The 24,133-nt window shown below is 30.9% G+C and carries 22 protein-coding genes and 1 tRNA gene; 14 read left to right on the top strand and 9 right to left on the bottom strand.

The window, feature by feature from the left end; genetic code table 11:
- A complete protein-coding gene (locus tag SLW70_RS03725; protein WP_320890667.1) occupies positions 1-519 on the bottom strand; it encodes a peptidase in 519 nt (172 codons plus the stop codon).
- A gap of 217 nt (positions 520-736) precedes the next feature.
- Here SLW70_RS03725 and tatA point away from each other — a divergent pair, with 217 nt between their 5' ends.
- The gene (gene tatA / locus SLW70_RS03720; RefSeq protein ID WP_320890666.1) at positions 737-919 is read left to right on the top strand and encodes a twin-arginine translocase TatA/TatE family subunit; all 183 of its coding nucleotides are present in this window, start codon (positions 737-739) and stop codon (positions 917-919) included.
- A 152-nt stretch (positions 920-1,071) separates the two neighbouring features.
- Here the strand turns inward: tatA and SLW70_RS03715 are convergent, their stop codons facing one another.
- Positions 1,072-3,195: a Tex family protein gene (locus SLW70_RS03715; RefSeq protein WP_320890665.1), complete on the bottom strand. Its 2,124-nt coding sequence runs from the start codon at positions 3,193-3,195 to the stop codon at positions 1,072-1,074.
- A 51-nt stretch (positions 3,196-3,246) separates the two neighbouring features.
- A complete protein-coding gene (locus tag SLW70_RS03710) occupies positions 3,247-4,545 on the bottom strand; it encodes a Fic family protein (protein ID WP_320890664.1) in 1,299 nt (432 codons plus the stop codon).
- A 117-nt stretch (positions 4,546-4,662) separates the two neighbouring features.
- Between SLW70_RS03710 and SLW70_RS03705 the strand changes: the two genes are divergently transcribed.
- On the top strand, positions 4,663-4,944 hold the full coding sequence (locus SLW70_RS03705) for a DUF1294 domain-containing protein (RefSeq protein WP_320890663.1): 282 nt from the start codon (positions 4,663-4,665) through the stop codon (positions 4,942-4,944).
- A gap of 129 nt (positions 4,945-5,073) precedes the next feature.
- Here SLW70_RS03705 and rpiB read toward each other — a convergent pair whose 3' ends face one another.
- Positions 5,074-5,505, bottom strand: coding sequence for a ribose 5-phosphate isomerase B (gene rpiB, locus SLW70_RS03700; RefSeq protein ID WP_320890661.1), 432 nt, complete (start codon positions 5,503-5,505; stop codon positions 5,074-5,076).
- A 693-nt stretch (positions 5,506-6,198) separates the two neighbouring features.
- Positions 6,199-6,438, bottom strand: coding sequence for a DUF2007 domain-containing protein (locus SLW70_RS03695; protein WP_320890660.1), 240 nt, complete (start codon positions 6,436-6,438; stop codon positions 6,199-6,201).
- A 306-nt stretch (positions 6,439-6,744) separates the two neighbouring features.
- On the opposite strand from SLW70_RS03695, the gene rnr reads away from it, so the two are divergent.
- From rnr to SLW70_RS03670, 5 genes are all read left to right on the top strand, one after another.
- Entirely contained in the window at positions 6,745-8,925 is a 2,181-nt protein-coding gene (rnr, locus tag SLW70_RS03690) for a ribonuclease R (protein ID WP_320890659.1), read from the top strand.
- 66 nt (positions 8,926-8,991) lie between these two features.
- Positions 8,992-9,660, top strand: coding sequence for a head GIN domain-containing protein (locus tag SLW70_RS03685; RefSeq protein ID WP_320890658.1), 669 nt, complete (start codon positions 8,992-8,994; stop codon positions 9,658-9,660).
- A gap of 38 nt (positions 9,661-9,698) precedes the next feature.
- Positions 9,699-10,382, top strand: a complete 684-nt coding sequence (locus tag SLW70_RS03680) for a LysE family translocator (RefSeq protein ID WP_320890657.1) — start codon at positions 9,699-9,701, stop codon at positions 10,380-10,382.
- A 249-nt stretch (positions 10,383-10,631) separates the two neighbouring features.
- The gene (locus SLW70_RS03675) at positions 10,632-10,994 is read left to right on the top strand and encodes a transposase (RefSeq protein ID WP_320888229.1); all 363 of its coding nucleotides are present in this window, start codon (positions 10,632-10,634) and stop codon (positions 10,992-10,994) included.
- Positions 10,995-11,007: 13 nt separating this feature from the next.
- Positions 11,008-11,961, top strand: coding sequence for a transposase (locus SLW70_RS03670; protein ID WP_320891742.1), 954 nt, complete (start codon positions 11,008-11,010; stop codon positions 11,959-11,961).
- A 123-nt stretch (positions 11,962-12,084) separates the two neighbouring features.
- Here the strand turns inward: SLW70_RS03670 and SLW70_RS03665 are convergent.
- Together SLW70_RS03665 and folB are read right to left on the bottom strand one after the other, a co-directional pair.
- Positions 12,085-12,155: transfer RNA gene (locus SLW70_RS03665), tRNA-Cys, on the bottom strand.
- A 115-nt stretch (positions 12,156-12,270) separates the two neighbouring features.
- Positions 12,271-12,630, bottom strand: coding sequence for a dihydroneopterin aldolase (gene folB / locus SLW70_RS03660; protein ID WP_320890655.1), 360 nt, complete (start codon positions 12,628-12,630; stop codon positions 12,271-12,273).
- Between the two features lie 112 nt (positions 12,631-12,742).
- Between folB and SLW70_RS03655 the strand changes: the two genes are divergently transcribed.
- The 4 genes from SLW70_RS03655 to SLW70_RS03640 all read left to right on the top strand — a co-directional run bounded on the left by SLW70_RS03655 (position 12,743) and on the right by SLW70_RS03640 (position 16,500).
- Positions 12,743-14,866 (top strand): glutamine--tRNA ligase/YqeY domain fusion protein, encoded by a 2,124-nt coding sequence (locus SLW70_RS03655; protein WP_320890653.1) that lies wholly within the window; start codon positions 12,743-12,745, stop codon positions 14,864-14,866.
- 636 nt (positions 14,867-15,502) lie between these two features.
- Positions 15,503-15,832: a YtxH domain-containing protein gene (locus SLW70_RS03650; RefSeq protein ID WP_320890652.1), complete on the top strand. Its 330-nt coding sequence runs from the start codon at positions 15,503-15,505 to the stop codon at positions 15,830-15,832.
- Between the two features lie 39 nt (positions 15,833-15,871).
- A complete protein-coding gene (locus SLW70_RS03645; protein ID WP_320890651.1) occupies positions 15,872-16,222 on the top strand; it encodes a competence protein in 351 nt (116 codons plus the stop codon).
- Between the two features lie 2 nt (positions 16,223-16,224).
- Positions 16,225-16,500 (top strand): DUF6327 family protein, encoded by a 276-nt coding sequence (locus SLW70_RS03640; protein ID WP_320890650.1) that lies wholly within the window; start codon positions 16,225-16,227, stop codon positions 16,498-16,500.
- A 31-nt stretch (positions 16,501-16,531) separates the two neighbouring features.
- Here SLW70_RS03640 and SLW70_RS03635 read toward each other — a convergent pair whose 3' ends face one another.
- Entirely contained in the window at positions 16,532-17,530 is a 999-nt protein-coding gene (locus tag SLW70_RS03635; RefSeq protein WP_320890649.1) for an SPFH domain-containing protein, read from the bottom strand.
- A gap of 75 nt (positions 17,531-17,605) precedes the next feature.
- Between SLW70_RS03635 and SLW70_RS03630 the strand changes: the two genes are divergently transcribed.
- Positions 17,606-18,247 carry a PorT family protein gene (locus SLW70_RS03630; protein WP_320890648.1) on the top strand — a complete coding sequence of 214 codons (642 nt, stop codon included), beginning with the start codon at positions 17,606-17,608 and terminating at the stop codon, positions 18,245-18,247.
- A 123-nt stretch (positions 18,248-18,370) separates the two neighbouring features.
- Here SLW70_RS03630 and gltX read toward each other — a convergent pair whose 3' ends face one another.
- On the bottom strand, positions 18,371-19,876 hold the full coding sequence (gltX, locus tag SLW70_RS03625) for a glutamate--tRNA ligase (protein WP_320890647.1): 1,506 nt from the start codon (positions 19,874-19,876) through the stop codon (positions 18,371-18,373).
- 335 nt (positions 19,877-20,211) lie between these two features.
- On the opposite strand from gltX, the gene SLW70_RS03620 reads away from it, so the two are divergent.
- Both SLW70_RS03620 and ybeY read left to right on the top strand, forming a co-directional pair.
- On the top strand, positions 20,212-23,523 hold the full coding sequence (locus SLW70_RS03620; protein WP_320890646.1) for a hypothetical protein: 3,312 nt from the start codon (positions 20,212-20,214) through the stop codon (positions 23,521-23,523).
- Positions 23,520-23,939: an rRNA maturation RNase YbeY gene (ybeY, locus tag SLW70_RS03615; protein ID WP_320890644.1), complete on the top strand. Its 420-nt coding sequence runs from the start codon at positions 23,520-23,522 to the stop codon at positions 23,937-23,939. The genes SLW70_RS03620 and ybeY overlap by 4 nt, the downstream gene beginning before the upstream one ends.
- The last annotated feature ends 194 nt before the right edge of the window (positions 23,940-24,133 follow it).

The raw sequence follows: 24,133 nt of genomic DNA, 5'->3' as shown, positions 1-24,133 counted from the left end.
CTATTTTCGTTTTTTGGTAGTTTGTTGCTTTTCTTTAGCTAATTGGGTTGCCGCTTTTTCTGCTGCATCTACTTGTTCTCTAAGTTTTAATTCTTCTTCCGAAGCCGTCATTTTGAGTTGTGGTGCAGGTTCTTCATTCAAATTTAAAATAGAATCCTTATTAAATTTAGCATATTCTAATTGTCCATTGAGTACTTTTTGAATGGACTGAATATAGGCTTCATTTTTCTTCAACGCCTCAATTAATGAATCTGATTTCAACGACAATTCAGTAGCATCTCTTTTTAATTTTGAAGATGAATACCCTGGAATATATTCTCTTAAAGGTGTAAATGCAATAATAAAAGTAGTAATTGAAATTAAAATAATAGCACCCAAAGTAGCCACGACAAATACATTCATCAAGGTTAATTTAAGTGAAAAAATTTCCTCAAAAGTGTCTTCATTCAAAATCACCAAACGGTTTTTTGTGAATAATTTTTTTTGTAGTTTTTTACGTTTTAATCGCTTTTCAGACATACTTTTTTCTCAATATGACACAAATATAATAATTAATGCAAACGAAATAGTTTTCGAAGGCTGTTCGTCACAAAACTTAATCAATTATGCATTTTAATATATATTTAACTCACCTAAAAATAAATATTTAGATGAAACAGACTTTCTATTAAGGAATTCTGTTTACCTTTGTAGCTAGATTATTTTAAAAATTAGCTTCGGCATAAATTATTCAATCATGGGAAGATTTGGAGTTACAGAAATCCTAGTTATATTGGCAGTGGTATTATTACTTTTTGGAGGTAAAAAAATTCCAGAATTAATGAAAGGTTTAGGAAGCGGACTTAAGGAATTTAAAAATGCTGCTAAAGACGATTCTGCTACAGATAAAAAAGAAGACAGCAAAGAAGAAACTAAATAAGAAATATCGTTTCTTATTTGAATCCCAAACTCTAATAATGTATTAGAATTTGGGATTTTTTTTATGTTTGATTTAAATGTTATTGTTCTTTAATTAGCGATTTGATTCACTTGCAGCGAGAAAACTATATAAAATTTGATTGTGTACCCCCATTAAATCACCATCGTCAACTGAATACGTTTTCTATCCTCATCGACCTCAGTCACTTTTACAGTTACATGTTGGTGTAACTTCACCACTTCGTTTACGTCGCTTACAAAGCCTGCTTTGAGCTGAGAGATGTGAACCAAACCACTTTCTTTAATTCCTAAATCAACAAAACAACCAAAATTGGTAATGTTATTGACAATTCCGTTTAAGATCATTCCAGTTTTTAAGTCTTTGATGGTTTTTACATTTGGATCAAATTCAAAAACTTTAGCTGACTTTCTTGGATCTAATCCTGGTTTTTCAAGCTCTTTGATAATATCTTTTAGGGTTAGCAACCCTATTTCTGGAGTGATATAATTCTCTGGTTTTATCAAAGCTGTTTTCACTTTGTCACCAATCAAATCACTGACTTTTAATTTCAAATCTTTAGCCATTTTCTCTACAATCGAATAGGCTTCAGGATGAACAGCTGAATTGTCCAATGGATTTTTTCCATCTTTAATTCGGATAAAAGCTGCTCCTTGTTGAAAGGCTTTTTCTCCCAAACGAGGTACTTTTTTCAATTGTTTTCTGTCTTCAAATGGGCCGTTTTCAGAACGATACGTCACAATGTTTTCTGCCAGCTTCTCTCCTATTCCACTCACATAACTCAACAAATGCTTACTCGCCGTATTGATGTTAATTCCCACCGAGTTCACACAACGAATCACTGTTGAATCCAGTTCTTCTTTCAACTTGGATTGATCTACATCATGTTGGTATTGGCCTACGCCAATAGCTTTAGGGTCTATTTTTACCAATTCGGCCAAAGGATCAGAAAGTCTTCTCCCGATCGAAACCGAACCTCGAACCGTTACATCATAATTAGGAAACTCCTCACGAGCAATTTTTGAAGCTGAATATACAGATGCTCCTGCTTCTGAAACAATGAAAACCTGTACTGGTCTATCAAAAGCAATTTTTTTAATAAAAAATTCGGTTTCTCTCGACGCAGTTCCATTTCCAATAGAAATAGCATCAATGTTATACGCATTGACCATCGATTTTATTTTTTTCATCGCCATCGCAGTTTCATTCTGTGGCGCATGTGGATAAATAGTTTCATTATATAACAAATCTCCTTTTTCATCCAAGCAAACAATCTTACAACCACTTCTAAAACCTGGATCAATGGCTAAAATTCGCTTTTCACCCAAAGGTGGTGCCAATAACAACTGACCAAGATTATTAGCAAAAACCTGTATTGAATTGGCATCGGCCTTAGCCTTCGCTTCCTGTAAGGTTTCGTTAGAAATAGCGGGTTGCAACAAGCGTTTATAACTATCTTCAATCGCTAGTTGTACATGAGGCGTAGTTGCATTTTGGCTTTTCAACACCAATTCGTCAATAATATCATAAGCTTCGTCTAAATCTACTTCGACTTTAAACTTGATAAAACCTTCATTTTCCGCACGCAACATCGCTAATAATCGATGTGCTGGAGCTTTGCTAATAGGCTCTGACCAATCAAAATATTGATTGAATTTTTGAGCGCCTTCCTCCTCTTTTTTGGACTTGACAACCTTAGTTGTAATGGTGGCTTTACGTTGGTACAAGCGACGCAATTGCTTTCTAACAAAGATATTTTCATTTATCCATTCGGCAATAATGTCTCTTGCGCCTTGCAAAGCGGCCTCTTCATTGATGACGTTTTCATTCAAATATTTAGTTGACAAGAAATCAACATCATCATTATTTTGTGCCATGATAATTTTGGCCAAAGGCTCTAAACCATTTTCACGAGCGACATCAGCCTTGGTTTTTTTCTTCTTTTTAAAAGGCAAATAAAAATCCTCTAGCTCTTGTAAATCAAATGATTGTTGGATTTTTTTCTCTAATTCAGGTGTTAATGCTTTTTGTTCTTCAATTGACTTAAGAATTGCCTCTTTACGTTTTACAATCGCTTCGTACTCTTTTTGAAGTTTAGCAATTAGTTCAATTTGGGTTTCATCCAAATTTCCTGTGGTGTCTTTTCGATAACGAGAAATAAACGGTATCGTACAATCTTCTTCTAATAATTGAACGGTTTTTTGAATGTTTATGGCTGCTGTTGGAACAGACTTGGCGATGAATTGTATGTTTGTCATTATTTAAATTTTTAGTAAATAATGCGAGATTCTTGTAAAATCTCGCATTATTTACAACTTATATGATTTTATAATTTTATTGAAATTTTTAGATTTAATGAAATTATGTTTTATTTTATTTACTTGAATTTTTTCCAAAAAACCTAAACTTTCCAAATTATTTAAATCAGCCCTAGCGGTGAAATTTGAAATACAAAATCTATTTTCTATTTCTTTACTACTTAAAACTCTATCTGAATCTTCACTTATAATTTTTAAAATCTGTGCTTGTCTGTCATTTACATTTGGAATCTTAATAAACTTTGCAGCTTGTATGACTTCTTTTTGCTTTCGACCTATGTATTCTTTCAAACTAATAAATGCTTTTTCCATTGTTTTTAAATGATAAGTGATAAAATAAGTCATATCATTTTCATCTATTTCAGTATACATAAAAGCTTTTTCATATTGATTTTTAGTATCCTTAATGATTGTTGAAATGGCAAGATATTCAGTTAACCAATATCCGTTTTTTAGCATATACCAATAAAAAAGAGCTCTAGCAGTTCGTCCATTACCATCGCTAAAAGGATGAATCCATCCAATCATAAAATGTATAATAATACCTTTAATGATGGGATGTATAAATATTTTTTGATCTTTATTGAAAAAATCACATAACTCATTTATCAATCCTTCTATTTCTTGATGGTTGGGTGGAGTATGAACAACTTCACTATTAGAATAATTTACAACATAAATTTCATCATTTACTCTAAATACGCCTTCTTCGTGTTTATTATCTAAAGTATCATTTGAAATCAAATTATGAATGTAAAGTAATTTTTCTGGAGTTAAATCATCTGATTTATTTTGCACAATATGTTTCATTGTAACAAAATTATTCATAATCATTTGTTCCGATTTACTTTTTGGCTTCAACTCTTTTTGAATCATTTCTTTAGCCTTTTTTCGAGTCGTATTAGCGCCTTCCATTTGACTGCTCGAAATAGCTTCTTCCATGATGGAACTAATCATGAACTTTGTTTTATCAGTCTCAGCAATACCAATATTACTTCCTAGATTTCCTCCAATATTCAAATCACAATAATGTAGTAATTGGTGAATAAAATCAGTTGAACTAAATTGAAAACTATTCTTTCCAAAAGTAACAGTTTGTGAATTTAAAATTCTAGCCATCTTTATAGCGCTCCAATATTCTTGTGGACTTGCAATCTTAGTTTTATACTTGATCTTATCCCAATATAAGTAAGCATCATTTATTTCCTTCAACTCTCCATTATCGCGCAATTGATTATACAAAGCAAAAGTTTTTTCATCATATTTATATGCTGGTGAAGACTCTATCATACAAGTATTTTTTTGCTAATTTATGTAAATAATGCGAGATTCTCGTAAAATCTCGCATTATTTACTTATTTTATCTTTGTTATCTAAATAATATCTTTGAAACTTAAATTGAGTTAAATGACTATTTTATTCTACTGTTTTTTGATTATAAATACACTGGCCTTTTTAGTGATAGGTTATGATAAATATTTAGCTAAAAAACATAAAAGAAGAATAGCTGAAAAAACATTGTTAAGCTTCGTTTTTATTGGCGGAACAATTGGTTCTGGTTTAGGAATGTTAACCTTTAGACATAAAACAACAAAAACTTCCTATTTATGGAAGTTTTGGGGAATTGTAATATTTCAAATTGGAGTTTTATACCTTCTTTTTACTAATGGAATAATTCCTTTCAAATAATAAAATTCAATTTATAAATGTTTTAAAAACGACTGAACATTTATATTCAATGACTGAATTAATAGAAAAAAAACCGCAAAACAACTCGTTTAAATAGTCATTTTGCGGTCTTAGTTATAATAGCATTACTTAACTACAAGCAATTTTATTCACTCTATTTTGGTGTCTTCCACCTTCAAATTCAGTATTTAAGAAAGTATCAACAATTTCTAATGCTTGTTGAATAGAAGTATAACGAGCTGGAATACTTACGATATTGGCATCATTATGCTGTCTTGTTAAAGCAGCAATTTCTTTAATCCAACACAATCCTGCACGTACATTTTGATGTTTATTAGCCGACATTGAAATTCCGTTTCCGCTTCCGCAAATTAAAATTCCATAGTCCGCCTTACCTTCAGCTACATCAGTAGCAACTGGATGAGCAAAATCAGGATAATCAACACTGTCTTCAGTATCAGTTCCGTAATTAGTCACTTCATATCCTTTTGCCTCTAGCATTTTTACGATTGCTTTTTTGTACTCTGGACCAGCGTGATCGTTTCCTATTGAAATTTTCATTCTCTATTATATTAAGTTGTGGGTGCAAATTTACCAAAAGATTCTTTAAATTCAGAATATTGAGAATGTTGTTTCTATTTTGAAATTAAAATAAAAGATATACTAAAAACATAATCAACTATAAATCCCCTATTTTCAATGAATTGCGAGTTATCAACAAATTGTAATAACTCATAAATAACTGATAATCAATAAATATAATTAAATAATAATGTTAAAAAAATAGATTGTTAATAATGGTTTATAATCCCTTGATTTTCAGTTAACCTTATGTTAACATAAAATGTTAATAAGTTGAGAAAGAAAATTAGAAGTATTTTTTGGTTGTAAAAGAAAAAAATGTAATCCAAAACCGAAAGTTATAAACCTAAAAAAGTTTGAACGATTTTTAGAAAAGTTATAAACATAAAAAGATAGTTTATTAATACTATTTTAAAAAATACTTATTTACAATTCTATTTCATTTTTGATTATTAACCATTGTTAATTAAAATTCAAATAGTGTTTATTATTAAACCATTAGCTAAAATTAACTATGTTAATAACTCTTGATAACAAGGAAAAACTGAATTACAATATACTTTTTCTAAAATTTATTGGCACTATTAACAAGCTATAATAACAAACAATAATTTAATTAATTTAAAATTTTCTTTTTGTTGTATTTAATATATGTTGACAACTTTGAAAAAATTAAACGATTCTCAAATTGTTATCGTATTTCATTTCTTGAAGAATCAATTTGATTTTTTCAAAATCGTTTGGATGAACTTTCAATTTGATTCCGCCTAAAGCTGTTGAGTACATCGGAGCAAAGGAAGACATGATTTCGTTTTCAAAAAAATATTGAAAGCCCTCTTGATCTAATCGATGTTTAAGTATTTCGATTTGATGCGTGTAATCAAAAACGGCTATGGTTACAAATGTTTCCATGATTTGAATCTTTGTTTATAAAGATAGTTGAAATGCTTGACATCTTGATAATGAGTTATTGAGTAACAATGGTGAATAAGTTGTGAAAACTTAGTGAAATTGATATTTTACACAAGTGACAGCTAACAGGATAAGTAATTAAGATTTGGTTTTTATTAAATAACTGAATGTTCGTTTTTATTTGTTTGTTAATCAAAAATCTTAATTGCAATAGTCTCAAGTAAACGTTATATTTTATTTAATTTGCTAACACAAATCGTTATAACTGTTAACTATTTTGTAATTTCGAATTTTAAGAAAAGAAATATGGGAAAAAGATTAAGAAAGCCAATAAAGAAACAACAGGACTTCTCAGATAAAATTATAAAAATACTATCGAATAGCGCTAATAAAGCCTTTAACTACAAACAAATAGCAGCCAAATTAGAAAAAGACGATACTCAAAGTCGGAATCAAATTATTAAAGATTTAAAGTTTCTAGCTGCTAATAAAAAAATAACTGAAACGGAACCTGGTCAGTATTTAATCAAAGCTGAAAGTAAAGAATATTACGAAGGAAAAATAGATATGACAAGTCGTAAAACGGCTTATTTTATTTGTGATGAATTTGAAGAAGATATTTTTATTCCAACGAATAACTTGAATCATGCTTTAGACAAGGATATTGTAAAAGTTTACATTTATAATCGTAGGCGAGGGAAACGCCCTGAAGGTGAAGTAATTGAAATTGTAGAAAGAGCCAAAACCGATTTTGTTGGGGTTATTGACATTCAAAAAAACTTTGCTTTTGTATCAACTGCTAATCCAAAAATGTATACTGATATTTTTATTCCAAAAGATAAAATAGCAGAGGCAGAGCAAGGTGATGTTGTACTAGTTCATATTGAAGATTGGCCAAAAAGAGCCGATAGTCCATTTGGTAAAGTGATAAAAGTACTGGGTAAACCCGGAGAGCACGATACGGAGATTCATGCTATTTTGGCTGAATATGGTTTGCCAGCCGAGTTTCCTATTGAAGTAGAGACCTATGCACAAAAAATAGATACATCTATAACCGAAGCCGAAATTGCCAACCGTCGCGATATGCGTGATACGCTTACGTTTACAATTGACCCTAAAGATGCCAAAGATTTTGATGATGCCTTATCATTCAAGCAATTAGAAAATGGTAATTACGAAATAGGAATTCATATTGCCGATGTTTCATATTATTTAGAAGAAGGAACGATACTGGATGATGAAGCTTATCAAAGAGCAACATCAGTGTATTTAGTAGATAGGGTAGTGCCTATGTTGCCCGAAGTTTTATCTAATTTTGCTTGTTCGTTACGTCCACAAGAAGAGAAATATACGTTCTCAGCGGTTTTTGAAATAACCGAAAAGTGTCAAGTTGTCAACCAATGGTTCGGAAGAACGGTGATTTTCTCTGACCAACGTTTTGCTTATGAAGAAGCACAATATATCATAGAAACAAAAGACGATACAATTCCTGAAGAAATATCAATTACAGGTAGTTCTTATCAAGTTTCACCAGAAATTGTCTCAGCGACGCTTAAATTAGATGAATTAGCCAAGATTTTCCGTCGTAAAAGAATGAATGATGGAGCCATATCATTTGATAAAGTTGAAGTAAAATTTAATTTAGATGCAGAAGGTGAACCAGAAGGTGTTTATTTTAAAATTTCCAAAGATGCTAATCATTTGATTGAAGAATTCATGCTTTTGGCCAATAGGAGAGTGGCAGAATACATTGGAAAACAAAAGAAAACGTTTATTTATCGTATTCACGATGAACCCAATGAAGACAAATTAATAGCCATGCAAACCGTGATTGCTAAGTTTGGTTATAAAATTGATTTCAGAAACAAAGATGATATTTCGAAATCATTGAATAAATTGATGGAAGATGTAAGTGGAAAAAAAGAGCAAAATTTAATTGATACGTTAGCGATTCGTTCGATGAGTAAAGCTAAATATTCCACGGATAATATTGGGCATTACGGACTTGCTTTTGATTATTATTCACATTTTACTTCGCCTATACGTCGTTATCCTGATGTGATGGTACATCGTTTATTGCAATTTTATCTTGATGGAGGAAAATCAGCCGATGAAGAATTGTATGAAACCAAGTGTTTACACTGTTCGACGATGGAAGGTTTAGCAACTAATGCTGAAAGAGATTCTATCAAATATATGCAAGTTAAATACATGCAAGATCATAAAGATCAAGAGTTCTTGGGGGTTATTTCGGGAGTTACAGAATGGGGAATTTATGTTGAAATTGTCGAAAATAAATGCGAAGGAATGGTTCGTACTAGAGATATAAAAGAAGATTATTATTCATTTGATGAAAAACAATATGCCTTAGTGGGTGCCACTTCGGAACGATTATTGCAATTAGGAGACGAAATCTACGTTACTGTTAAAAATGCCGATTTAGTAAAAAAACAATTGGATTTCAATTTTGTTAAAAGAAATGAGTAAAAAATAGCCACTAATTACATTTATTAATGTCATTCGCAAAATTAGTGGCTGCCAAAAAAATTAAAAATGAAAAAAGTATGGATTGTAGCCTTAGTGATTGTATCTCAAATCACTTTTGGACAGGTTACTAAGAGTTTAGGAGATTTTAATGCAATTAGTGTTTTTGATAAGGTGAATGTCAAATTAATTGCAAGTAATGAAAATAAAATTGTCATCAAGGGAAGTAGAGCTTCTGAATTAGAAACCGTGAATAAGAATGGAGAATTAAAGATAAGAATGCCTTTTCCAAAATTATTATCAGGTGATGATATTATGGTGCAATTGTATTTTAAAAATATTGATGATGTAAGTGCTAGTGAAGGTTCATTTGTATCTAGTGATGCTGTTTTTAAAGCTACCATTATGAATATTAGTGCAAAGGAAGGAGCTGAAGTACATTTAGAAATTGATGCTGAAAAAGCGAATGTAAAAGCCGTTACAGGTGCAATTATTGAATTATCAGGTAAAGCCAATAATCAAGATGTAACCATTACAGCTGGAGGAATCTTAGAAGCAGCTGATTTACATACTTCTCAAACCACAATTAACGTTTCTGCTGGAGGAAATGCAGAAATTTATGCAACAACCTTAGTAGACGCAAAAGTAAGAGCTGGCGGTACAATTAAGATTTACGGAAAACCAAAACAAGTAAATAAAGCAACTGTACTGGGAGGAAAAATAGAAGAAATGAATTAAATTGCATTCTTTTATTAGACAATAAATTTAAAATCTTAATGATAAACGATATTTTATCTGGTATTCCTTGGGGAATATTTTTAAGTTTTATGATTGGCCCAGTTTTTTTTATTTTACTTGAAACCAGTATTATAAAAGGATTTAGAGCTGCCATAGTATTTGACTTAGGAGTTGTTTTAGCGGATATTTTTTTCCTTTCTATTGCTTATTTAGGAAGTTATAGAATGATTAAAAGCTTGCAAGATCAACCTTCAATTTTCATTTTTGGAGGTATGTTAATGCTTGCTTATGGAATTATTTCTTTTGTTAAATTAAAAAAAGAAAAGAAAATAAATACTAAAGCTATTGACAATGAAATTATCCGTAAAAACTACTTGAGTTTATTTTTTAAAGGTTTCTTTTTAAATATTATCAATATAGGTGTTTTAGGATTTTGGTTAGCTGTTATTATATCTGTTGGCCCTAAATTAGAAATGCAAACTTCCAGAATGTTAACCTTTTTCATCACTGTAATTGTTACTTATTTGTTAGTAGATAGTTTGAAAATAGTATTAGCTAAACAATTAAAAAGCAAGATGACACCTTCTAATATTCTTAGAATTAAAAAAGGTATTACTATTGTTTTAATGGTTTTTGGAGTGGTTTTAATGATCCAAGGATTCTTTCCTGGTGAAAAGGAAAGAGCTAAACAAATTATTCAAAAAATAGAAATAAAGAAATAATAGAACGCTCCTAGTGAGCGTTTTTTTATGCCTACTAGTTAATAAATATTAAGAAATAAAGAAGAATTATGACTTAACTACCCTTAATTTCTTATTGTTATTAAATCTTATGTTTATTTAATTTTTTTTTAAAACTAAACATAAAAAAAAGAGATAGATTTTTGTAGCTTTTAAGAGTTATCGTGGATCAAGTCAAAAAGTTGTGGGGAAATATTAAATTTCGATATTTGTGTTTTAAATTAAATGCAAATGAAAGATTCCTTAGTTGAACTTCTCAAGTTATTGTTGCCAGAAATTATCGTTGATTATTTTGAACTTACTTCTTATGAAAAAGGTGAAGAAATTCTTCATTTATACTTAAAAGAGATTAATTCGATTCCAAAAGAATACCGTCAAAACAAATTAAGTTCAAAAGGTTTTTTTGATGAGATAACTGTTCAAGATTTTCCAATACGTGGACATCAAGTGTACCTACACATTACTCGTAGAAGATGGCTTAACGAAGATACTGGACAAGTTGTATTTAGAGATTGGAATTTAGTAGCAGACGGAACTCGGGTAACACAGGAGTTTGCGTCTTTTTTAAAAGAAATCAATAGATTCAAAGCCTAATGATTGTAATGCTATCGCCTCTTTCTATGGTGTCAAAGGCAAAAACCTACTATATCAATACAAGGATTTCTTAAGTGATTTTAAAATCTGGAATCAAAAAGCACATGCGAAACAATGGCTTATTTTTCCTGAAAACATTGGAAAACGGTTATCTATTGATGAAACCTCTCTTTCTAATGGCGAGCTTTACACCGTTTTAACAAACAAAGCTGCTAACGGTAGAAAAGGCACTATAGTAGCGATGGTTGCTGGAACAAAAGCAGAAACAGTAATTGCAATTATTGAAAAAATCCCTCTTAAACAACGAAACCTAGTTAATGAAATAACATTGGACATGGCTGGTAATATGGGATTAATTGCTAAAAAATGTTTTCCTAAAGCAATACAAGTGACCGACCGCTTTCATGTTCAAAAACTTGCCACTGAAGCTTTGCAAGAGATCAGAATTAAACACCGATGGAAAGCTATAGACCAAGAAAACGAAGCAATGGAACAAGCTAAAAGCAGCAAAACGAAGTATGAACCAAAAATATTAACCAACGGCGATACCCTCAAACAACTACTAGCTAGGAGTCGTTATTTTTTATACAAAAACAAATCAAAATGGTCTCAGAACCAAAAAGAACGTGCGGACTTATTATTCAATTTATATCCCGATATTCATAAAGCATACAATCTAACACAAGACTTACGCAATATCTTTGAAAACACAACTGATAAAATAATTGCTTTTACTAGACTGGCCAAATGGCATGAAAAAGTAAATCAATCAGGATTTAAGTCTTTCAACACAATATCTCGAACCATAACCAATCATTATCAAAACATATTAAACTATTTTGACAACAGAAGTACTAATGCTTCGGCAGAATCCTTCAATGCCAAAATAAAAGCTTTTAGGTCGCAGTTTAGAGGAGTTAGAAACATTGAGTTTTTCCTTTTTAGGCTAACTAATATTTATGCTTAATTTTTGTCGCTCCACAGGTTTTAGGATTGATCCGTTATCGTCTGGATTCGAACCTAAACTTTATTTAATTTTTCTTAAAAATTAGACATAAAAAAAAGAGATACATTTCTGTATCTCTTCTTGAGGCATCGTCCGGATTCGAACCGGAGTAGGAGCTTTTGCAGAGCCCAGCCTAGCCGCTCGGCCACGACGCCAATTATTTATTGGATTGCAAATGTACTATAAAATTTCCAAAATGCAAATTTCAAATTCCTTTTTAGAGTAATTATTATAATATGTTGGAATTCGGAATTTTAATACTTTGGGAATTTAATTTCTATTCTCTTCTAATTGTATTGTAACAGATTCAACATCACCACCAATAGGAGGATTTAATTTTGATACACCTAATATTACTTTAGTTATTTGTGGAATCTCTTTAAATACACGATTGATAATTCTTTTTCCCACATGTTCTAATAATTGCGAACGAATAGCCATTTCCTCAACTACAATTTTGTTTAAATGTACATAATCAACAGTATCTTTTAAGTCATCAGATAGACAAGAAGTAGTCAAATCAGTTTTAATTTCGAGATCAACAGAGTAATCAGAACCTATTTTTGATTCTTCGACTAAGCAACCGTGAAAAGAGAAAGTACGTATGTTTTTTAATTTAATAATGCCCATAATTTTACGTTTGAAGTATATTATTTACTGTTCAAAGTTAAGTGTGACAAACTTTAAACTTTAAACTATTTTAAACTTGCTTTTTTTATCTTTGCTAAAATAAAACAAAATAATGGCCACCGAAGAAAAATCACTTAATTTTATAGAACAAATCATTGAAGAAAGTTTAGCTACAGGTTTTCCACAAGACCAATTGCGTTTTCGTTTTCCTCCAGAACCTAATGGTTATTTACATATTGGTCATGCCAAATCCATTTGTTTGAATTTTGGATTAGGGTTAAAGTACAATGCGCCAGTTAACTTACGTTTTGACGATACAAACCCAGCCAAAGAAGAGCAAGAGTATGTAGATGCTATCAAAGAGGATTTACAATGGTTAGGTTTTAATTGGGCTGAAGAGCGTTACGCCTCTGATTATTTTCAAGAACTATATGATTGGGCTATACTTTTGATTAAAAAAGGGAAAGCTTATGTAGATAGTCAATCTTCGGAAGATATGGCTTCTCAAAAAGGGACGCCTACTCAACCAGGTGTTGATGGTCCTTATAGAAACCGTTCTATTGAAGAAAATTTAACCTTATTCGAAGGGATGAAAAATGGTGATTTTCCAGAAGGAAGTCATATTTTACGTGCCAAAATTGATATGTCTTCTTCTAATATGTTGATGCGTGATCCTATCATGTACCGCGTTTTACACAAAGAACATCATCGTACAGGAAATGATTGGTGTATTTATCCAATGTATGATTATACGCATGGTGAAAGTGATTATATAGAGCAAGTATCGCATTCTATTTGTACGCTTGAATTTGTCATGCATAGAGAGTTATATGATTGGTTTTTGGATCAAATTTATGACGACACTAAAGTTAGACCACATCAATACGAGTTTGCTCGTTTGAACTTGAATTACACTGTTATGAGCAAACGTAAATTGTTACAGTTAGTTCAAGATAATATTGTAGCTGGCTGGGATGACCCTAGAATGCCTACTATTTCAGGATTAAGAAGAAGAGGGTATACACCAGCTTCCATCCGTAAGTTTTGTGAAAACATAGGTGTTGCTAAACGTGAAAATATTATTGATTATTCTTTGTTGGAATTCTGTTTACGTGATGATTTGAATAAAAAGGCTGCTCGTGTGATGGCCGTTTTAGACCCTGTAAAAGTTGTTATTACCAATTACCCTGAAGGGAAAGAAGAATTACTTGACGCTGAGAATAATCAAGAAGATGAAACAGCAGGTTATAGAAAAGTTCCTTTTTCAAAAGAAATTTATATTGAAAGAGAAGACTTTTTAGAGGTTGCTCCACCAAAATATTTTAGGTTAAGTTTAGGTAATGAAGTGCGTCTTAAAAATGCCTATATCATTAAAGGGAAATCTGTTGTAAAAGATGAAAATGGTGTTATTACCGAGATTCATGTCACTTATGATGAAGATTCAAGAAGTGGAAGTGGGAGTGAAGCTTCACAACGTAAAGTAGCAGGAACTTTGCATTGGGTTTCTATAGCTCATGCCATTCCAGCAGAAGTTCGTTTGTATGATCGTTTGTTTATTGATGAAGCTCCAGATAGTCATAAAGAGAAGAGTTTCTTAGATTTTTTAAATGTTAATTCGTTGCAACTAACGACAGCTTATGTAGAACCTAGTTTAGCTACGGTAAAATCTGGGGATAAATTTCAGTTTCAACGTTTGGGGTATTTTGCTGTTGATAAAGACAGTTCAAGCTCTAAATTAGTATTTAATAAAACAGTTGGTTTAAAAGATGCATGGGAAGAAAAAGGAAAAAAAGATAACAATAGCATTAATAATGCTTTAAAAGATATTAATAAGTATTTTAAAGTCGCTACTAGAGAAGAACGCATTGCGATTCGACAAGCAATAGGGGAGACCTTAGCTGGAATTTCTAACTATAGTTTATTGCAAAATTCATTCAAAAAGAACATCAATAACAATAAAGCATCCTTGTTATTTTCAAATTTTATTTTGAAATATGCTCCTCTTAAATCATCAGATTATGATAAAGAGGATCTTTCTAAATTGTATCTTATGTCTCTTAAAAGCGAATCAACATTTGTTCGTTCAAGAGCACTTCTAAATTTGTCTAATTTGAATTATGATTTGGAGTTTTTAAATTCATTTAAAGAGGAAGTTTTAAAATTACAAGCAAATCCACCTAAAAGCTCAACAGTACGAGAAAAGGAATTCATAGAACAATTTCTAAATAAATTATAACTATCAAAAGCGCTTTAATCAGCGCTTTTTTTTATTATTCTAATTTTTTATTATTATTTTAAATTGAATAGTTTTTATCAATTAAAAATAGCTTTTATATCTTTATTTTAAGGCTTAATTTTTTAGATTTGATATACTTTCACCTCTTTAATAAAAAGAATAAAGCAATTGCTTTTTAAATCATTTTATAAGATTGATTGGCCTTTTTTAAGTCCTTTTTAATAATTTTTAAATATTCTATTCTCTATTTTTGTTTTGAAGTCATTTTTTGGTTTCTACTTAAATAAATAAGACATGAAATTATTTTTTTAAAACAAATGCAATTTTAAAATAGCGTTCCTATTCACACCACAAATTTTTTTAAAGTTTAGTTTAATCTTAAAAGTAGCCTAAAGTTATTTTTTTGCTGAAATTTTTTTAGCATATCTACTTCTCAATTTGAGTATTCATTTATTATTATTAAAATAGAGTGAAGGATAATATAAAGCATGGCTTATAATTATTAGCTTTTTTACTATTAACCTCTGGGTTAATTTTTGATTTTTTTTTATGATTTATTGGAATTATAGTCATAATCAATTGTTTATAATGCAAATATTCTTTATATTTATGCTAAATTTTAAAAAATAGTAAGCTATGTCAAATAATACAGGAAACACATTGTTAGCCCTTATAACAGGAGCTATAGTTGGAGCAGGAGTTGGAATTTTGTTTGCTCCAGATAAAGGATCTAAAACCAGAGGAAAAATAAAAGATGGTTATCATGATGCTGAAAAAGAATTGAAAAAAAAATTCGAGTCTCTATCAGAAGAAGTAAAGAATAAATTTACCACTGCAAAAATTGATTTAGAAGGTAGTTATGATGATTTGCTTTCAAATATGAGTTACAAAACAGAAGATATTATCTCTTTTCTTGAAGTTAAACTAGCCGAATTAAAAAACAAAAATGCTAAACTTCAAAAATAATTGTTTATAGTAATATAACTCAATATTAAATATATCAATATGGCTTTTGAAGAAATAAAAGAAAATGCAGAACACATACAGAATGAATTTCATTCTTATGTTGAAAACAGTCTTACTTATTATAAATTAAAGGTTTTCAAACTTATTATGAAATCTTTAATGACTATTTTTAAGTTTACGTTGCTTTTAGCTATTCTTTTAATGGTTTTGTTCTTTGGTTCAATAGGTTTAGCTTTTGCTTTAAGTACTTATTTTGAAAGTTATATTATGGGATTTTCTGCTGTTGCATTAGGTTATTTTGTGATTGGTTTACTATTCCTTTTATTGAATAAGAAATGGATAGAAGTACTTCTTTTAAAGAAATTTTCTAACATTTTTTTTAATAATTAATTATGGCTAAAAAAATATATAGTTCTTTTGAACAAATAGATACTGATCTTGAAATTTTAAGTATTGAAAAAGAAATTAATTACCAAAAAATAATTTTAGGTTTTCATAAGACCAAAGAACAGTTTACACCTTCTGGTCTGACTAAGAACGTTTTTAGTACTTTTAAAAGTATCTATTCGGGTATCTATTCAGGTATATCAAATACAAATAATACTGTTTTAACCATTGTTATTCCTTTGTTGATAAAATGGATATTAAACAAAAAAAGAAGCCGTTAAGCTTCTTTTTTTTATTTAAGATAATTCGTTTTTATTCAGTTTCATCATCTTCATTATTTTCATCTTCATAACCCGATTCAATGATAGGATCCGGTTTTTTCGTTTCTTCTTTTGCTCTTTTACGATTTCCTTTCTTCATCATTTCACCCACTTGATTTGAAGCACTAAATGAAGCTACCATATTATTCAACATTTCGCTTCCTGCTTGTGGTGAATTTGGCAATAAGATTAAGTTTGAATTGGTATCAGCTCCAATGGCTTGTAAGGTATCATAATGTTGGGTAACCACAATTAAAGCTGAAGCTTCTTGAGAGTTGATACCCACACGGTTTAAAACATCTACACTTTCAACTAATCCTCTAGCAATTTCACGTCTTTGGTCGGCTATACCTTGTCCTTGTAAACGTTTGCTTTCTGCTTCTGCTTTGGCTTTGGCTACAATTCTAATTCTTGATGCTTCTGCTTCAAATTCGGCTACTGTTTTTTCTCTATCAGCAGCATTGATACGGTTCATCGCATTTTTTACTTGAATATCAGGGTCAATATCAGTAACCAAGGTATTAATGATAGTATATCCATAGGTTGTCATGGCCTCATTCAATTCCCTTTTTACAGCAATAGCAATATCATCTTTACGTTCAAAAACATCATCTAATTTTAGTTTAGGTACCTCGGCACGAACGACATCAAATACATAGGATGTAATTTGATCATGTGGAAATTCTAATTTATAGAAAGCATCATAAACTGTTTCTTTAACAACCATGAATTGAACTGAAACTTTCAGTTTAACAAATACATTGTCCTTAGTTTTAGTTTCGATAATAACATCTAATTGTTGAATTTTTAAGTTCACTCGTCCAGCTATATTATCAATTAGCGGGATTTTAAGTTGTAAACCAGAATGACGAATACTTAAAAATTTTCCAAATCGTTCTACAATTACCGCAGTTTGTTGCTTGACAGTAAAGAAGGATGATAGGAATATAAAAAAGCCTAAAACGAGAAAAATAATAAAGGAAATGCCCATTTTTTTAATTTTTTGTTGATTATTCCTCTAAATTAACAAAAAAACTTTAGGTTTGTGTTAGTTCAAAATTATTATATGAAAAATAGACTACTTATTGCATTTCTCTTTTTATCAACCATTTATACTCATGCTCAATATGGTTATAGGGATTCTAATCGAATTGGTATTACTATTGGTGTCAATCAAATGACTTTAAATACAGATAATTTTCAAACAAAAGCTGAAACTGGTTGGAACGGTGGATTATCGATGCGTGGAAATTTCTATAACAGTTGGGATATGATTTATGCAATGCAGTTCAGTGAAAATAATTTTTCTGTTGCAACCAAGTATAATGGAATTATCGATGAAGATGTAAAATACAAATTACCCTCTGCTCAAATTAGTTTGCAATTGAGTTATGTAATTTTAGAAAATCATTTAAGTTTCGAATTTGGTCCTATTGTTCAATTAAATGGAAAACTTAAATTAGATGCTGATAAAGAAAATAATACGATCAATGGTACAACTTTAAGAGCGATTGATATTATTGACGTTTCTAAGTTTAATTTATTTCCAACTGTTGGAATTACAGCAGGAGGGAAGCACCTTCGTTTTAATGTTTCCTATCAATATGGGGTAACTAATTTATTAGGGAATTTAAATTCTAATAATCAAGGCAACAATTTGAGAGGAAATGCAAGTATAATTAATGGAAATATGATTATTTATTTATAGTCGACAATTTTTAATTTCACAACACTAAAAAAATAAACCATTAAGTAATTAAGAAAAGTTAAGCCTTAACTTTTCTTAATTACTTAATGGTTTTAATAGGTAACCTATTTTAATGTTTTGTTTTTACAAACTAGCAATCGCTTTATTAATCCTAGCAATCGTTTCTTCTTTTCCAATTACTTCAACGATATCAAATAGGTGAGGGCCTTTTAAAGCGCCAACCAAACTCAAACGGAAAGGTTGCATTACTTTCCCCATTCCAATCTCGTTTTTAGTCATCCATTCTTTAACAATCGTTTCAATGTTTACTGAAGTAAAATCTTCAATACCTTCAAGAACTGTAATTAAATTTTGCATGAATCCTGGTGTTTCCTCTTTCCAGTTTTTAGATGCTTTCGCATCATATTCCGTTGGAGCTACCAAAAAGAAATCACTCATTTCCCAAAATTCCGACACAAAATGCGCTCTTTCTTTGATTAGCGATACAATTTTAGTTAAAACAGCTTCTGATACCGAAATATTCTTTTCATTCAAAATTTTAGCATATTCTGCCGCTAAAACAGCGTCATCCGCTTTAATTAAGTATTGGTGATTGAACCATTTGTTCTTTTCAGGATCAAATTTGGCTCCAGATTTATGCACTCTGTCTAAATCAAATGCTTCTACCAATTCTTCTAATGAAAATAATTCTTTGTCGGTTCCGTCATTCCAACCTAATAAAGCTAAGAAGTTAACAACAGCCTCCGGGAAAAATCCTTTCTCTCTATATCCAGATGATATGCCTTCTTCTGTTTTCCATTCTAATGGGAAAACTGGAAAACCTAATTTATCACCATCACGTTTGGATAACTTTCCGTTTCCAACAGGTTTCAAAATCAAAGGTAAATGCGCAAATTCAGGAGCAGGCCAACCAAATGCATGGTATAATAAAACGTGCAATGGCATTGATGGTAACCATTCTTCACCACGAATTACGTGTGTTGTTTCCATCAAATGATCATCAACAATATTTGCCAAATGATAAGTTGGCATGCCATCACTTTTAAACAAAACTTTGTCATCAAGTAAGTTCGTGTCAAATTTCACATGACCACGAATGATATCTTTCAAATGCAAAATTTCATCCACTGGCGTTTTAAAACGAATCACATAGGCTTCACCAGCAGCAATTCTCTTAGCTGTTTCTTCTGCAGAAATAGCTAATGAAGTATCCAGTTTTTCTCTGTTGTGGTGGTTGTATATAAACGTTTTTCCTTTTTCTTCGTGCTCTTTTCTGTGAGCATCCAATGCTTCGGCAGTATCAAATGCATAGTATGCCCAACCTGAATCAATCAATTGGTCAGCATATTGTTGGTACAATTCTTTACGTTCGCTCTGACGATAAGGACCAAATTTTTCATTTTTCCCCACCGTTTCATCCGGAGCAATTCCTAACCATTCTAGGGCTTCCATGATGTAACTCTCAGCACCAGGAACAAATCGGTTTTGATCGGTGTCTTCAATTCTCAAAAAGAACGTTCCACCATGTTTTTTGGCAAATAAATAATTGAATAAAGCGGTACGCACACCGCCAATATGTAAGGGTCCCGTTGGGCTTGGTGCAAAACGCACTCTAACTTGCTTTGACATTTTTTGTAAATTTTGGTGCAAAGATACAATTTATAATGGCTTTTTTTATTTGGGCGTGCCAGCAGTAAAGAAAGGGGCTTATTTTTCTTTGTGCGTATAAAGCCCCTTTGTTTACTGCTGTCGGGCTTTCACTGCTACTTCGGTAGCTTAGTTCAATCCCTCACGCATACGCACATCAGTGTTATTTTTTTCTAAATACGGCGCTGTAGGAGCGTTGGTCAAAATTCAAATTGGCGGTGGTTTATGAACATTCAAAAATCAATATGTTAACTACTTGTTAGTTATCGATATAAAATAGTACTTTTATTGGTTATTATAATGTTAACATTACAATTTTGGAATATTCAAATGTTATTTATCAAAAGTTAGAAGCTTTTATCAAGAAATACTACACTAATGAACTCATTCGTGGTAGCGTTATCTTCATTGGTTTGGGGTTGATCTATTTATTATTCACGCTTTTTGTAGAATATTTTCTTTGGTTACAACCTTTGGCAAGAACGATTCTTTTTTGGACTTTCGTTGGAGTAGAGGTATTTCTATTTTTTAGATTTATACTTTTCCCCATTTCTAAATTGTTAAAACTTCAAAAAGGAATTGATTACAAACAAGCATCAATTATCATTGGAAATCATTTTTCTGAAGTAAGTGACCAATTAACAAACTTTCTGCAATTGTCCAATGACAATTCAAAATCCGAATTGCTTCTGGCTTCAATCGAACAAAAAGCAAATGCATTACAACCCATTTCTTTTGGCAAAGCCATTGATTTTTCTGAGAATAAAAAATATTTACCACTAGCGCTTATTCCTGTTTTGCTATTTTCTTTTTTGTATCTGTCAGGAAATAACCAAATCATTTCTCAAAGTTTGAATAGAGTAGTCCATTATAATCAAGCTTTTGTTCCACCAGCACCTTTTGAATTTGTGGTTCTTAATTCTAAATTACAAACTCAGGAGCAGCAGGATTTTGTATTGCAAATAAAAACCATTGGGAAGCTCGTTCCGGAAAACGCTACGATCCATATTGGAAATGAAAGTTATTTTTTAGAGAACATTAAGGATGGCGAATTTCAATTTACAATCCCAAAACCTAATGAAGATGTATTGTTTCACGTGGAGGCAAATGGTGTTCGTTCTATGGATTATGAATTAAAAGTGGTTGCAGTTCCTTCCATTTCTAATTTTTTGATGCAATTAACATATCCTTCGTACTTAAATAAAAAATCTGAAATCATTCAAGGAACAGGAAATGCTATCGTTCCAGAAGGAACAAAAATAAGTTGGAAACTAACTACACAAGCCACTCAAAAAGTGGAATTGGAGATTGATAACAATCGTGTTTCTTTCAATTCGAATGAAAACAGCTTCACTTTATCCAAAATAGTAACTCAAAATACAGAATATCAAATTATTACTTCGAATTCTAGCATTAAGAATTTCGAAAAATTACAATACCAACTCAATGTTGTCAAAGATCAGCATCCTAGCATCAATGTTTCCTTTGCTCCTGATAGTTTAAAGATTCAAAAGAATTATGTTTTGGGTCAAATTGCTGATGACAATGGTTTACACAAATTACAAATCGTTTATTACGAGCATGACAAACCAGCAAATGCTAAACGTGGAACAATTCCGTTGAAAAGTAAAATTGTGGACCAATTTATTTTTTCATTTCCTGGCAATCTTCCTGTTCAGCAAGGAGTAAATTATGATTATTATTTTGAAGTTTTTGATAATGATGTTTTACATGGATATAAATCTTCGAAGTCTTCCGTTTTCTCCAATCGCATTGCAACTGAAATGGAGAAGGCTGATTCCATTTTAGAACAACAATCTGATAATATTAATGGATTACAGAAATCACTAAAAGATCAAAAGAAGCAATTTTCGGATATTGATAAATTACAAAAACTAGGTAAAGAGAAAACTAATTTCGAATTTAAAGAACAACAAAACGTAATCGATTTTATCAATCGTCAAAAGAAACAGGACGAAATGATGAAACAATTTACGGAGAAAATGAAAGAGAATCTAGAAGAGTTTAAATCAAAATCGAATGATGAATTCAAAGAAGAATTGAAAAAACGTTTGGAGAATGCTAATAAAGATTTAGAAAAAAATCAAAAACTGTTGGACGAACTTAAAGCGTTAAATGATAAAATTAAGAAAGAAGATTTATTAGAAAAGCTCGATAAGTTCAAACAAAATAGTAAAAACCAAACCAAGAGTTTAGAACAATTAGTAGAACTAACTAAAAAGTATTATGTTGAAAAAAAGGCTGAACAAATTGCCGATAAGTTAGACAAGCTAGCCGACAAGCAAAACAAATTATCTGATAATGAAAGGGAAAATTCTGCAGAAAAACAAAAAGACATTAATGAAGCTTTTGATAAAATTCACGAGGATTTAGATAAACTAGATAAAGAAAACAAGGAATTAAAAAAGCCTTTAGATTTACCTAATGACGATGCAGCTGAAAAAAGTATTAAAGATGATTTGCAAAAAGCATCAGATGAATTAAAAAAAGATAATGCTTCTAAAGCAAAACCAAAACAGAAATCGGCTGCTCAAAAGATGAAGTCCATGTCAAAGAAAATGGGGCAAAGTTTAGCAGGTGGGGAGCAGGAACAATTAGAAGAAGATGTAAAAATGTTACGTCAAATATTAGACAATCTTTTAGCCTTTTCTAAATCGGAAGAAGATTTGATGTTGCAATTTAGAAGTCTTAAATCGGGAGCACCTTCATTTAACAAAAACATAAAGCTACAACAAAACTTAAAATTGCAATTTAAACATGTTGATGATAGTTTGTTTGCAATGTCCTTACGTAACCCCAAATTGGGAGAAAATATTACTAAGGAAATTGGAAATATTCAATACAATATCGATAAATCTTTAGATAGTTTTACTGATTCTAATGTTGCAAAAGGATTATCTCATCAGCAATATGCTATTGCATCAACTAATGTTTTAGGTGATTTTCTAAGTGAGATTCTTTCTAATATGCAAATGTCTTTATCTGGTTCTTCAGGAGGTAAGCCTAAACCAGGACAAGGTGATGGAGATGGAATGCAACTGCCAGATATTATCAAGAAACAAAAAGGTCTTGGTGATAAGATGAAGGATGGGATGAAGGCAGGTGAGAAAGATGGGAATGGTAAAGAGGGTAAAAAAGGTTCTGAAGGTAAATCAGGAAAAGGCGGTTCTCAAGAAGGAAATGATGGTGAAGATGGTGAAGGGGATGCTAAAGCGATTATGGAGATCTATAAAGAGCAAATGCAATTGAGGGAATCATTAGAAAATGAATTAAAAAAGCAGGGTCTTGGAGGTAGTGGTCACAATGCTTTAGAACAAATGAAACAGATAGAAAAGCAATTATTAAACAAGGGGTTTAATAATGAAGTGTTACAACGGATGTTGAATGTGCAGCAAGATTTATTAAAATTAGAAACAGCTATTCAACAACAAAACCAAGATAACAAACGTGAATCAGAATCCAATAAAAAGGATTTTCAAAACCGTTCTAATGCCTTGCCTAAGCCTTTGTTAGATTATTTAAATAGCATTGAAATTTTAAATAGACAATCATTACCTTTGCGCTCTAATTTTGAACAAAAAGTTCAAGAATATTTTAATAAGAAATGATTAGTTTTAATTACGAAAATGAATTCAGTTTAGAAAACGAAGAAGTTTATGCCTCTTGGTTGTCTTCAGTAATTGAGTCCGAGAACAAGAAAGAAGGGGAGATAAATTATATCTTTTGTGATGATGATTACCTTCACAAGATTAATTTAGAATATCTGAATCATGATACCTTAACGGATATTATCAGCTTTGATTATTCAATGGGTAATGAATTGCATGGTGATATTTTCGTTTCCGTAGAACGAGTGGAAGATAATGCTAAGGATTTTAATGTTTCGTTCGAGGAAGAATTAAAAAGAGTTTTGGTCCACGGTGTATTACATTACTGTGGTTATAAAGATAAAACAGAAGATGACGAGGCTTTAATGCGCTCTAAAGAGGAAGAGAAAATGAAGATGTTCCACGTGAAACATTAGATTAAGGATTGTTGATTTTTGATTAAGGATTTATAAAATATTACAAATTGTTTCACGTGGAACATTGTTAGTTAATTCGTTTTTAAACAATCCTAATTCCTAAATAAGAATTCCTAAATTGAATATGTTTCACGTGGAACAATATAAATAGAATTGATTTTTGGGCAATCTAAAAGTTAATTCTAAAACAAAAT

Origin of the sequence: Flavobacterium sp. NG2 (assembly GCF_034119845.1) — a bacterium.
GTDB lineage: Bacteria > Bacteroidota > Bacteroidia > Flavobacteriales > Flavobacteriaceae > Flavobacterium.
The sequence above is the reverse complement of the archived record's forward strand: the minus strand, read 5'-3'. Positions and strand labels throughout refer to the sequence as shown.